The 12,069-nt window shown below is 71.4% G+C and carries 12 protein-coding genes; 3 read left to right on the forward strand and 9 right to left on the reverse strand.

What is annotated here, in order from left to right:
- Positions 1-2,220 (reverse strand): ATP-dependent DNA helicase RecG, encoded by a 2,220-nt coding sequence (locus CFK39_RS01635; RefSeq protein ID WP_089064005.1) that lies wholly within the window; start codon positions 2,218-2,220, stop codon positions 1-3.
- A 274-nt stretch (positions 2,221-2,494) separates the two neighbouring features.
- Between CFK39_RS01635 and rpmB the strand changes: the two genes are divergently transcribed.
- Both rpmB and CFK39_RS01645 read left to right on the forward strand, forming a co-directional pair.
- On the forward strand, positions 2,495-2,692 hold the full coding sequence (gene rpmB, locus CFK39_RS01640; protein WP_089064006.1) for a 50S ribosomal protein L28: 198 nt from the start codon (positions 2,495-2,497) through the stop codon (positions 2,690-2,692).
- A gap of 83 nt (positions 2,693-2,775) precedes the next feature.
- Entirely contained in the window at positions 2,776-3,519 is a 744-nt protein-coding gene (locus tag CFK39_RS01645) for a Type 1 glutamine amidotransferase-like domain-containing protein (protein WP_089064007.1), read from the forward strand.
- A gap of 3 nt (positions 3,520-3,522) precedes the next feature.
- Here CFK39_RS01645 and CFK39_RS01650 read toward each other — a convergent pair whose 3' ends face one another.
- The 3 genes from CFK39_RS01650 to thiL form a co-directional block, all read right to left on the reverse strand.
- Positions 3,523-4,467 carry a GNAT family N-acetyltransferase gene (locus CFK39_RS01650; protein ID WP_089064008.1) on the reverse strand — a complete coding sequence of 315 codons (945 nt, stop codon included), beginning with the start codon at positions 4,465-4,467 and terminating at the stop codon, positions 3,523-3,525.
- Positions 4,464-5,540, reverse strand: coding sequence for an NAD(P)-dependent alcohol dehydrogenase (locus CFK39_RS01655; RefSeq protein WP_089064009.1), 1,077 nt, complete (start codon positions 5,538-5,540; stop codon positions 4,464-4,466). The genes CFK39_RS01650 and CFK39_RS01655 overlap by 4 nt, the downstream gene beginning before the upstream one ends.
- A 63-nt stretch (positions 5,541-5,603) precedes the next feature.
- On the reverse strand, positions 5,604-6,572 hold the full coding sequence (thiL, locus tag CFK39_RS01660; protein WP_089066237.1) for a thiamine-phosphate kinase: 969 nt from the start codon (positions 6,570-6,572) through the stop codon (positions 5,604-5,606).
- Positions 6,573-6,657: 85 nt separating this feature from the next.
- On the opposite strand from thiL, the gene CFK39_RS01665 reads away from it, so the two are divergent.
- On the forward strand, positions 6,658-7,149 hold the full coding sequence (locus CFK39_RS01665; RefSeq protein ID WP_089064010.1) for a DUF3515 domain-containing protein: 492 nt from the start codon (positions 6,658-6,660) through the stop codon (positions 7,147-7,149).
- A 17-nt stretch (positions 7,150-7,166) separates the two neighbouring features.
- Here CFK39_RS01665 and CFK39_RS01670 read toward each other — a convergent pair whose 3' ends face one another.
- Genes CFK39_RS01670 through murA form a run of 5 tightly spaced genes read right to left on the reverse strand, consistent with a single transcriptional unit; the run spans position 7,167 to position 12,007 of the window.
- Positions 7,167-8,282 (reverse strand): D-alanine--D-alanine ligase family protein, encoded by a 1,116-nt coding sequence (locus CFK39_RS01670; RefSeq protein ID WP_089064011.1) that lies wholly within the window; start codon positions 8,280-8,282, stop codon positions 7,167-7,169.
- A 14-nt stretch (positions 8,283-8,296) separates the two neighbouring features.
- On the reverse strand, positions 8,297-9,307 hold the full coding sequence (locus CFK39_RS01675) for an NAD(P)H-dependent glycerol-3-phosphate dehydrogenase (RefSeq protein ID WP_089064012.1): 1,011 nt from the start codon (positions 9,305-9,307) through the stop codon (positions 8,297-8,299).
- On the reverse strand, positions 9,304-10,110 hold the full coding sequence (locus CFK39_RS01680) for a lysophospholipid acyltransferase family protein (RefSeq protein WP_089064013.1): 807 nt from the start codon (positions 10,108-10,110) through the stop codon (positions 9,304-9,306). Before CFK39_RS01680 ends, CFK39_RS01675 begins: the two co-directional genes overlap by 4 nt.
- Positions 10,107-10,685 carry a DUF2867 domain-containing protein gene (locus tag CFK39_RS01685; protein WP_245822806.1) on the reverse strand — a complete coding sequence of 193 codons (579 nt, stop codon included), beginning with the start codon at positions 10,683-10,685 and terminating at the stop codon, positions 10,107-10,109. The genes CFK39_RS01680 and CFK39_RS01685 overlap by 4 nt, the downstream gene beginning before the upstream one ends.
- Positions 10,686-10,687: 2 nt before the next feature.
- The gene (gene murA, locus CFK39_RS01690) at positions 10,688-12,007 is read right to left on the reverse strand and encodes a UDP-N-acetylglucosamine 1-carboxyvinyltransferase (RefSeq protein ID WP_089064014.1); all 1,320 of its coding nucleotides are present in this window, start codon (positions 12,005-12,007) and stop codon (positions 10,688-10,690) included.
- Positions 12,008-12,069 lie beyond the last annotated feature (62 nt).

Consider the following 12,069-nt stretch of genomic DNA (forward strand, 5'->3'; position numbering starts at 1 on the left):
TCAGCTCCTCTCCACGTCGGGGTCGGCATCCCGCAGGCGGTCCGCGATGGCGCCTGCGAGAGCGGGATGGTCGGCGAGCTCGGGGTCGGCGGCGATGACCGCGAAGGCATCCTCCCGCGCCTGCTCGATGGCGCGGGCATCGCGCATCACGTCCAGGTGCTTGAGGGTGCGCTGCAGGCCCGACTGCTCCTCCCCCACCAGATCGCCGGCGCCGCGGCGGCGCAGGTCGAGCTCGGCGAGTGCGAAGCCGTCGACCGCGTCGGCGATGCGCTGGAGATGCTGGGAATGCTCCGCGCCGACCTCCGCCGTGGTGTCGAAGAAGGCGATGCCGGCATGCTCGCCGCGGCCCACGCGGCCGCGGAGCTGGTGGAGCTGGGAGACGCCGAAGCGCTCCGCGTCCAGCACGATCATCGTCGAGGCATTGGGCACGTCGACGCCCACCTCGATGACCGTGGTGGAGACCAGGACGTCGATCTCGCCGCGCACCATCTGCGCCATCACCTCCTGCTTCTCCTCGCCGGTCAGGCGGCCATGGAGGATGCCGAACCGGGCGCCGGCGAGCTCGGGGCGCCCGGCCAGGCGCTGCGCGGTCTGGGTGACACCGCGGGCCGGCTCGAGGGTCGGCGGCTTCTCCGTGCCGTGCTCGTCGAACTCCGGCGGGGCGGGGGCGTCGTCTGCGGCATCATCCTCGTCGATGCGGGCGCAGACCACGAACACCTGCCGACCCGCTGCGACCTCCTCCGCGGCGCGCTGCCACATGCGCTGCCGCCATGCCGGGAGCTTCTCATGGACCACGAAGCTGGTGACCCCCGCACGCAGTCCGGGGCTCTCGCGCAAGGAGAGCACATCGAGGTCGCCGACGGTGGCCAGGGCCGCGGTGCGCGGGATCGGGGTCGCGGTCATGACGATGACGTGCGGGCTCTGCCCCGCCGGCCCCTTGGTGCGCAGGCGCCGGCGGTGATCGACCCCGAAGCGGTGCTGCTCGTCGATCACCACCAGGCCCAGCGAGGCGAACTCCACGGATTCGGTGAGCAGCGCATGGGTGCCCACCACGATCCCGGCCTGTCCCGAGGTGACGTCCAGGAGCGTCTCCCGGCGACCGGCGGTGCGCTGGGACCCGGTGAGCAGGCGCACGCGGGTCGCCGCCTCGTGCCCGTCGAGCTGCCCGGCCCGTGCGAGATCGCCGAGCAGGGTGAGCAGGGTGCGATGGTGCTGCTCGGCGAGCACCTCGGTGGGGGCGAGCAGCGCGGCCTGATGGCCGGAGTCCACGGCGCGGAGCATGGCGCGCAGCGCGACGACGGTCTTGCCGGAGCCGACGTCGCCCTGCAGCAGCACGCTGGTGGGATGGCCGTTGCCGATCCGCTCCTCGATCCGTGCGCCGACCTCGCGCTGGCCCTCGGTGAGGGTGAAGGGCAGACGCGCATCGAACAGCCCCTGCAGCGGCCCCTCGGCGGCGAGCACGGGCGCGGGGGTGCGCTCGTCCTGCTCGCGGCGCTGGGCGAAGACCGCCTGCAGGATGAAGGCCTCCTCGAAGCGGAGGTGGCCCATGCCGCGGCGAGTGTCCTCGACCGTCAGCGGGACGTGGACCAGGCGCACAGCCTCCTCGAGGGGCGGCAGGCCGCGGCGGGAGATCACCTCCTCGGGGACGGGGCGGCTGAGGGAGCCGGCGAACTCGAGCCCCTTCTCGACGGCCGAGCGCATGGTCGGCTGCGCGATGTTCTGCCGCAGGGGATAGACCGGCCGCGGCCGCTGGGCCCACGCCCGGCCCTCGTCGGTGTCCTCGACCGGTTCGTACGCCGGATGGGTGATCTGCAGGGCCTGGCGGTAATGGTCGTAGCCGACGGTGCCGTGCACGATGATGAGCTCGCCCACCGGGAGCCTGCTGCGGTGCCAGTCGACCAGATGCTGCTTGGTGAGGAAGAAGGTCAGCGTGATCTCCTCGATGCCGTCGGAGACGACGACCTCGAGGATGACTCCGTAGCGGCTGCGCATGGCACGGTCGCGGACGGAGACCACCGAGACCACGGCGCTGACCTCCTCGCCCTGGCTCACCTCGTGCAGGGAGCGCAGCGGGGCGGGGACCACGTAGCGCCGGGGGGCGAAGCGCATCATGGTGTCCAGGTCGCGCACGCCGAAGGAGGCCATCGCCGTGGACTCCTTGCGGATCAGCAGCTCCTTCAGCGGCATCGAGCCGCGCGCGGTCTCCTGCCTCCTGGCCATGCGGGCGTCTCCTCGTGCTCGGTGTGCGCGGTCCCGTACAGTGCGACCTGCGAGGCCCCATCGTGCCACTGCCCTGTGACGCTGTGGCGGAATCCACAGCGCCTCGGAGCGCCCCTCCCCTTCAGGGAGACCGTCATGTGGGCTATGATTCCGTGGTTGCCCTGACCGCCGGGGGCTCGCACCTCCGTGCTCACCCAGGTCACCGACCCCGCCGTTCCGGCGCGGGGGTGGAGCGGGCACCGCGATCAGAACATCGACGTACCAGGAGACGACAGTGGCTGCTTCCACGTGTGACATCTGCGCCAAGAGCCCGCGCTTCGGCAAGAGCGTGTCTCACTCGCACCGCCGCACCTCGCGTCGCTGGAACCCGAACATCCAGTCGGTCCGCACTGTGATCAACGGCACCAGCAAGCGCGTGAACGCGTGCACCTCCTGCCTCAAGGCAGGCAAGGTCAGCACGCTCGGCGCCTGAGCGAGACCTTTCAGGACTCATCCGCGAGAGCCCTCACCCGATCGGGTGGGGGCTCTCGTGCATCTGACCACCGAGGAGAACCGATGCCCGCGTCAGCACCCACCATCCTGGCCACCAGCGCCGGCTATCGCCCGCACCCCCGCCTGCGCTTCGGATTCGGGCCGATGATGGCCTTCGCGCTCGAGCTCTCTCAGGAACGTCGTCCCCGCGCCGACGGACCGCCGCAGATCTGCCACCTCGGCACCGCGAACGGCGACGACAGGAGCTTCCAACGCGATATGGAGGAGGCGGCACGAGAGGCGGGATACGTCCTGCACCATCTGAGCCTGTTCCCGCAGCCGAACGTCGAGGACATCGAAGGCTACCTGCGCGGTTTCGACGTGATCTGGGTCAACGGCGGTTCGGTGGTGAACCTGCTCGCGGTGTGGCGGGCTCACGAGCTGCCGGAGATCCTCCGCCGGCTCTGGCAGGACGGCGTGGTGCTGGCCGGCATCTCCGCAGGATCGATCTGCTGGTTCGAGGGCGGGGTCACCGACTCCTTCGGCCCCGACCTGCAGCCGGTGACGAACGGACTGGGCTTCCTGCCCGGTGCCAACGGGGTGCACATGGACTCCGAGGACCGGCGAAGGCCGCTGCTGCACGAGCTGGTGACCAAGCGGACTCTGGGCCCCGCACTGTGCACCGACGACGGCACCGGGCTGCTCTTCCGCGGCACCGAGCTCGTCGAGGCGGTCGCCGAGATCGACGGGGCCCGGGTCACGCGGATCGAGCGCGGCGCTGACGGGGTCGTGGTGGAGACCGATCTGCCGGTGCGCCGGCTGCGCTGAGCGTCAGAGGACTTCGCGCAGCACCGCGGTGAGGCCGTTCGGGATCTCGACCAGCCGCACCGGGTCGACCTCGGTGCGATCCAAGGTGGCAAGCAGCGGGGCGGTGTGCGGGTCGGTGGGGTGGTTGTCCAGGTCCAGCGACCGGACTCCCATCTCGCGCAGGTCCTCGAGCATCGCGGCAAGGCAGAGGGCGACATCGGCCCGGGCCTGCGGGGCGGCTGCGTCGACGGCCTCGAGCGCGCCCTCGCGGCGAGGGCCGACGGGCATGCCCTCGTCGTCGTCCGTGCTGTAGAGGTCCGCGAGCGCCGTGATCTCACCGTCGCGGACCGCGGCCCAGGAGTGCTCCCGCACGGACTCCTCGTAGAACTCCTCGCCCACCTCGGGGCGAATCACCTCACGGGGCGCCGTGGGCGACCAGCTGGCGTGCTGCCAGGCGTAGCGGTCCGTGAGAGCGTCGACGAGCTGCTGGCGGGGCAGCACGGTCCACGGCACCGCGCGGGCTCCTCGCACATCCGTCGCCCCTCGCACCGCGGCGCACCAGCGGGCGGTGCGAGCCGCGGCGACATCGACGCGCAGCAGCGGAACCTCAAGGTAGGTCACTGCACCTTGGGCACGCAGGAATCCGTCGCGTTCCGAACCGGGCTCGACCTTGTTGGACAGCGGATTATTGCTGTATGTGCCGAGTTCGCGAAGAAGCGCTGTGCCGTGGCCCTGGCGGCGGTGCGCGGGATCGATCTCGAGCTCCACCAGATCGCGGCCGGGATGGACGGTGTTCGGGCCGATGCAGCCGACGCCGATCACCGTCGCGCCATCGCCCGCACTCTCGAGCTCGAGCACCAGGGCGCGGAAGCCCACCCGCCAGCCGTCGGGCTTCAGCCACTCGAAGCGGTGGCCGTCACGCTCGGCGTCGACCGGCGTCGCGGGGCGGAACCTCCGCGCCGCGCTCACTCCGCGGCGGCGTCCGCGAAGGTCGCGGTGTCGATCACGGCGCGGAAGTGCACGTCCCCGGCGACCACGCGGTCGTAGGCGGCATCGGCCTCGTGGATGCCGATGACCTCGACCTTTGCGGCGAGGCCGTGCTCGGCGCAGAAGTCGAGCATCTCCTGGGTCTCGGCGATGCCGCCGATGTTCGAGCCGGCCAGCACCTTGGCGCCGCCGATGAGCGATCCGAAGCCGACCGGCTGCTTCTCCGGGGGCAGGCCGACCACCGCCATCACGCCGCGGGGGGTGAGCAGGCGCAGGTAGCGGTCCACCGGGATGGAGGCGCTGATGGTGTTGAGGATCAGATCGAACTCGCCGCGGTGTTCGCGGAAGAAGTTCTCCTCGGTGGTGGACAGCACCCGCGTCGCACCGAGCGCGAGGGCGTCCTGCTCCTTCTTCAGCGAGCGGGAGAGCACGGTGACCTCGGCGCCCATCGCCGCAGCGATCTGCACGCCCATATGGCCGAGCCCGCCCAGGCCCAGGACGGCGACCCGCTTGGCGCGGCCGTCGACGGGTGTGTCGGCGCCCCAGCGGCGCAGCGGGGAGTACGTGGTGATGCCGGCGCACAGCAGCGGGGCCGCGGCATCGAAGGCGAGCTCGTCGGGGATGCGGCACACGAAGCGCTCGTTGACCACGACCTTCTCGGCGTAGCCGCCCTGGGTCACGGTGCCGTCGACATCGGTCGCGTTGTAGGTGCCGACATTGCCCTCCAGGCAGTTCTGCTCCTGATCGGCGCGGCACTCCTCGCAGGTCCCGCAGGAGTTCACCAGGCAGCCCACGCCCACCCGGTCCCCGACCTTCCAGTCGGTGACGTCCGCGCCGACGGCGGAGACGACGCCCGCGATCTCGTGGCCGACGGTGAGCGGGAAGCTGGCCTCGCCCCATTCGTTGCGGATGGTGTGGATGTCGCTGTGGCAGATCCCGGCGGCGCGGATATCGATCACGACGTCATCGGGGCGCGGGTCGCGGCGCTCGATAGTGGTGACGCGGAACGGCTGCTCGGGTCCGGTCTTCTGCAGAGCCTTGACGGTGAACGGCATGGAAGAACCTCCGGAAGATCGTGGCGGTGCTCGGAGGAGCACCGCTCGACAGCCTATCGGGGCTCAGCCGAAGTGGTCGAAGCCGGCCCCCTCGATCGGTGCGCCGTCCAGCAGCACCTCGGGGCCGTGCGCCGTGGGGGCCAGGACCTGACCGACGGGTCGGAAGCCGTCCGGCACGGCGCCGGGGGCGAAGCAGGCGAGCATCGCGTGCTCCTCGCCGCCGTGGAGGACCCAGGACCAGGGATCGGCGCCGAGCTCCGCAGCGAGCCCGGTGAGCTGCTCGACGTCGGGGGCGAGCGCCGCGCGGTCCAGATCGAGGGTGACGTGCGAGGCGGCGGCGAGGCGGCGGCCGTCACGGACCAGGCCGTCGGAGAGATCCATCATGGCGCGGGCGCTGCGGCCGACGGTCCAGCCCAGGGAGAGGTCAGGGTCCGGAGCGTCGTGCCATCGCAGGAGATCCGCCGCGGAGGAGTCCTGGATGCTGCGGAGCATGATCGTCGGTCTGCCGTCCTCTCCTGCCCTGACCAGGGCCCTCTCTCCCAGCACCAGGGCGAGACCGGCGGCGGAGCGGCCCAGGCGGGGGGCACCGATCGCGACGACGTCCCCGGGCAGGGCTCCGGAACGTCGCACGGGCTCCTGGTCCAGGGGCAGGGAGCCCATTGCGGTGACGGTGATGGTCAGCTGTCCCGCACGGCCGAGGTCGCCGCCGACGATGCTTGCGCCGTCGGCTTCGGCGCGTGCCGTGAGGCCGATCGTGAGCTCCTCGAAGACGGCGGCCGGGGTATCGGCCGGGGCGGAGATCGCGACCACCAGCGCTAGCGGCGCTGCACCCATCGCCGCCACGTCGGCGAGGTTCTGAACCGCAGCCTTGCGACCGATCCAGCGCGCGGTGGTGGCATGGCCGAGGAAGTCGTGGCCCTCGACCAGGGTGTCGGTGGTGACCACCAAACGCGGGGACGGCAGTCGCACCACGGCGGCGTCGTCGCCGGGCCCCACCTCGATCTCCGCACCGAGCTGCAGGTGCGGGAGCATGCGTGCCAGGAGCGCGGCTTCGCCGCGGGGGTGGAACTCGCCATGCACCCAGTGTGCCCGAGGCCGGGCCCGGTAGGCTCGCCGGGTGCTCCGCTCTCGTCTGCTCGCCCTGCCCGCCGCCGGCCTGATGGCCCTCGCCCTCGTCTCCTGCGGGACCGTGCAGGTGCCGCCCGGGCCGGATGCCGCGAACCCGACCTGCGCCGACATCATCCTCGGGGCCCCGCCTGAGGTGCTGGGAATGACCCGCGCGGAGACCTCGAGCCAGGGCACCGCGGCCTGGGGCAGCGGCGCGGACACCATCGTGCTGCGCTGCGGAGTCACTCCGCCCGGTCCCACCACGGATCAGTGCACCACGCTCGCCGACGGCAGCGGAGTGGAGGTGGATTGGATCGTGCGGGAGCTCGAGGGCGACGTGTTCCTGTACACCACGTATGGCCGCGAGCCGGCGATCGACGTGTCGGTGCCGCGGTCTGCCGCCCCCGATCAGCCCTCCGGCGCGGCACTGGACCTCTCTCAGGTGATCAGCCGGACCATCGAGGCCACGGATCGCTGCATCGGCCCCGGCGACACCCAGTAGTGCTCAGCCAGTAGTGCTCAGCGCACGCCGAGGCGGCGGGAGCGGGCCTGCTCGATCAGCTCGGCGATGAGATCCGCGTAGCTGAGCCCCATGTTCTCCCAGAGCACCGGGAACATCGAGTACGGGGTGAAGCCTGGCATCGTGTTGACCTCATTGACCAGTACCCGGTGGTCGGAGGTGACGAACATGTCGACCCGCGCCAGGCCCTCCAGGCCCAGCGCCCGGAACGCGCGGCAGGCGACCTCGCGAGCCTCCTCGAGCACGGCGTCGGGCAGCGCGGCCGGCACGTCGATGCTCACGGTGCCCTTGCCGAAGTATTTCGCCTCGTAGTCGTAGAACTCGAGATCCGCGCCGACCTTCACCTCCCCCGGCAGGGTGGTGCTGGGTTCGCGCCCGTCCCGGCCCTCGAGCACACCGCATTCGACCTCGCGCGCGTCGAGCCCCTCCTCCACCAGGACCTTGGGATCCTCGGCGAAGGCGCTCTCGATCGCCGACTCCAGCTTCTTGGGGTCGCTCACCCGGGTCACCCCGAGGCTCGACCCGGCCCGGGCGGGCTTGACGAACCAGGGCAGCGGATGGGTGTTGCGCAGGTAGGTGGCGACCCGGTGGGACTCGTTCGCCCAGTCGTCCTCGTGCACGACGATGCCGGGGGCGCACTCGAGGCCGGCGGCGCGCAGCACGAGCTTCGTCGCAGCCTTGTCCATCGCCGCGGCCGAGGCGAGCACGCCGCTGCCCACATAAGGGATGTCGAGCATCTCGAGCATGCCCTGGACGGTGCCGTCCTCGCCATAGGCGCCGTGCAGCAGCGGCCAGAGGACGTCGATGTCCGCGAGGTCGTGGACCCTGCCCTCACGCACGGTGCGCAGCGTGATCCGCTGCCCGGGGAGGTGACGGGAATCCGGCAGCAGCACCTCGTTCCCGGCCGGATCGACCTCCGGGGCCCGGCCGTCGACCAGCGTCCAGTCGCTGGGGTCATCGGAGACATGGATCCAGCGGCCGTCACGAGTGATGCCGAGCGCGATCACTTCGAAGCGCTCACGATCGATCGCGGCCAGGATGCCGCCGGCGGTGACGCACGAGATGCCGTGCTCGCCGCTGCGGCCGCCGAACAGAAGGGCGACGGTGGTTCTCATGCTTCCGAGGATATTCATTCCGGGCGGACTGAGCGGGACAACAGGGCCGTGGTGACCTCATCGATGCTCTCCCCATGGTCCACGACGGCGACGACAGCGCGCGTGATCGGCATGTCCACCCCGATCCGGGCGGCGAGATCCGCGACCGCCCGGGCGGTGGCCACCCCTTCGGCGGTCTGGCCCACCGCGGCAGCGGCCGCCTCGACATCCAGTCCCTGGCCGAGGGCCAGCCCCAGGCGGTGATTGCGGCTCAGCGGGGACGCGCAGGTCGCGACCAGGTCGCCCAGCCCGGCCAGGCCAGAGAATGTCTCCGGACGGCCGCCGAGGGCGACGCCCAGCCGGGTGATCTCCGCCAGGCCGCGGGTGATCAGGCTGGCCGTGGTGTTGTGGCCGTGGCCCAGACCGACCGCCGCCCCGACCGCGATCGCGATGACGTTCTTCACCGCGCCGGCGATCTCGACCCCGATCACGTCGGTGGAGGTGTAGGCGCGCAGATAGGGCGCAGTGCACCAGGCGGCGAAGATCTCCGCGAGCTCCTGGGAGGGGGCCGCGACGACGCTCGCGCAGGGGCGGCGCTCGGCGATCTCGGCAGAGAGGTTCGGGCCCGAGAGCACTCCGATGCGCTGCGGTGCCGCTCCCCCGGCCGCAGCGATGACCTCGCTGATCCGCGCATCGGTGCCGCGCTCGATGCCCTTGGTCAAGGACAGCACCGGGACTGCGGGCAGGGCCGGCCATGTTTCCAGGGTCCCTCGCAGGGACTGGGCGGGGATCGCGATGACCACTCCGTCCGCGCCGTCGAGCGCCTCCTCGAGGTCGGAGGTCGCGTGAACCGTCTCGGGCAGGCGGTGGTCCGGGAGGTATGCGCTGTTGCGGTGCTGCTCGCGGATCTCGCGAGCGATCTCCTCGCGGCGGGCCCAGAGCGCGACCTCCGCCCCGCCGTCGGCGAGGACGCGGGCGAAGGTGGTGCCCCAGCTGCCGGCGCCGAGCACGGCCAGCCGACGGTCTGGCGTCGGTGCGGGGGTCATGCCGAGTCCTGCGTGAATGCTCGGTACCCGCGCTGGGGTGCCCCCATCTCGGGGCGATGGGCGTCCCGGCGGCCGTCATGCAGCACGGAGGGCGGCGCCTGGCCGCGCAGCTGTCCGAGCAGCGCCGCGATGCGCGTCATCAGCTCCTCGGAGACCCGCAGCGCGCCCTGCTGGAAGGTCTCGGCCTGGTCCAGGGAGACGGTGAACGGCTCGCCCACCAGCATCTGCACGTGCCGGCCGGGCCGGGGTCGCGGCAGCGGGGAGCCGACGGGCCATAGGGCGCGGCCGCCCCAGCTCGCGATCGGCAGCAGCGGCGCCCCGGTCTCCAGGGCGAGCCGCGCCGTGCCGAGCCGTGCCTGCATCGGCCACAGCTCGGGGTCCCGGGTGTAGGTGCCCTCGGGGAAGACCATGATCAGCTCGCCGCGGCCGAGCGCCGCCCGGGCATCGTCGAGGGCGTCGCCGCCGCGGGAGGTGCCGCGGCGCACGGGGATCTGGCGGGCGGCGCGCAGCAGCGTCCCCAACACCGGGATGCGGAACAGAGAGTCCTTGGCCAGGAAGCGCGGCGCGATCCCGCTGGCCTGCAGCAGATGGCCGTACCCGAAGGCGTCGAAGGCGCTGAGGTGGTTGCCGCAGGCGATCATCGCGCCGGTGGCGGGCAGCTGATCGGTGCCCACCCAGCGGGGCCGGGCGAGCAGGGTGAGCAGGGGGCGCAGGGGCAGCTGGGCGAGGCCGATGACGGTGCCCGCCCTCCGCTGCGGGATCCGGGCCGTGCCCACGTCCCAGCTGCGCAGCAGGCCCCTCATCGCCGCGCCGAGGGGCCCCGGCCCAATGCCTTGCGCGAGACCTGCCCGGTCAGCGAGGCCGCCCGTGGGTTGCTCGCCAGGGCGCGGCGGCGCAGAGTGGTCGGAGCGCGGCGCGCCAGGGTGTTGACCGCAGCGGCGTGCATCAGCCGGCGCGGGGCGAAGGAGAGCCGGCCGCGGACGGTGCGGTACTTCACTGCGGTGGTGACCTGCAGCAGGTCGCCGCCGGGCAGCAGTGCCACCCCGATGCGGACCGTGAGCTTCTCGTCGTCGTCGATGATCAGCGCCTCGGAGCCCACCACCTCGTCGGTGAGCAGCTCCTTCTGGGGTGGTGGCACCATGTCGAAGAGACGGATCGCCTCGTCGCGCAGAGCCCGCAGCCCGCGGGAGGACAGCGGGGTGTTCTCGTGGGAGAAGATCGCCTCGGCCCAGACCCGCGGATCGGTCTCCTCGACGCCGGAGGTGGGGACGATCACCACATCGCAGTAGTCGGGGATCGGGATGTCCCGCAGCGCCAGGGAGCCGGCGGCTCCGGGCATCGCTGCGGTGATCCGGTCCTGATCAGACACCTCGCTCATCCTCAGTCCTCCTCCCAGTACTCGGCGCCGAGCGCCGAGAGCTTCTCGCGGAAGGACTCGTAGCCGCGGTCGATGAGATCGATGCCGCGGATGGTGGAGGTCCCCTCGGCGCCCAGCGCTGCGATCAGGTAGGAGAAGCCGCCGCGCAGGTCCGGCACGGTGATGTCGGCGCCGTGGAGGGCGTGCGGGCCGGAGACCACTGCGGAGTGGTTGTAGTTGCTGCGACCGAAGCGGCAGCTCGAGCCGCCCAGGCATTCGCGGTACACCTGGATGCGTGCACCCATGTCGTTCAGCGCCGAGGTGAATCCGAGGCGGTTCTCGTAGACGGTCTCGTGGAGGATGGAGATGCCGTCGGCCTGCGTGAGCGCGACCACCAGTGGCTGCTGCCAGTCGGTCATGAAGCCGGGGTGGACGTCGGTCTCCAGAGCGATCGCCTTCAGGGCCGTGCCGGGATGGAAGAAGCGGATGCCGTCCTCGCGGATCTCGATCCCGCCGCCCACCCTGCGGAAGACGTTGAGGAAGGTCGCCATCGGCTTCTGCTCGGCGCCGCGCACGAAGACGTCGCCCTTGGTCACCAGGGCGGCACAGGCCCAGGATCCGGTCTCGATACGATCACCCAACGCCGTGTGCTGGTAGCCGCCCAGGGTCTCGACACCCTCGATCGTGATCGTCCGGTCCGTCTGCAGAGAGATGAGAGCGCCCATCTTCTGCAGCACCGCGATGAGGTCCTCGATCTCCGGCTCGACCGCGGCATTGGTGAGCTCGGTGATGCCCTGCGCACGGACCGCCGTGAGCAGCACCTGCTCGGTGGCCCCCACGCTCGGATACTCGAGATGGATCTTCGTGCCGCGCAGACCGTTCGGGGCGGTGATGTAGATGCCCATCTCGCGCTTGTCGACCACCGCCCCGAAGCTGCGCAGCACATCGAGGTGGTAGTTGATCGGACGGTCCCCGATCCGGCATCCGCCGAGATCGGGGATGATCGCCTCGCCCAGGCGGTGCAGCAGCGGCCCGCAGAACAGGATCGGGATCCGCGAGCTGCCGGCGTGCGCGTCGATGTCCACCACGTGCGCCCGCTCGACGTTCGAGGGGTCCAGCTTCAAGGTGCCGGCGGCGATGTCGTTCTCGACCTTGACGCCGTGGATCGACAGCAGGTTCGAGACGATCCGGACGTCGCTGATGTCGGGCACCGACCGCAGGACGCTGGGAGACTCGCCCAGCAGGGCTGCGACCATCGCCTTCGAGACCAGGTTCTTCGCCCCGCGCACGGTGATCTCACCGTCGAGGGGGCGTCCTCCGCGCACATGGAATGTCGAACTCATGGTGTCCTTGCCTCGACGGTCGGACGTCCGCGGACGTCCGTCTCTGACCGGGTCACCATACC

The sequence above is a fragment of the Brachybacterium avium genome (assembly GCF_002216795.1).
Taxonomy (GTDB): domain Bacteria; phylum Actinomycetota; class Actinomycetes; order Actinomycetales; family Dermabacteraceae; genus Brachybacterium; species Brachybacterium avium.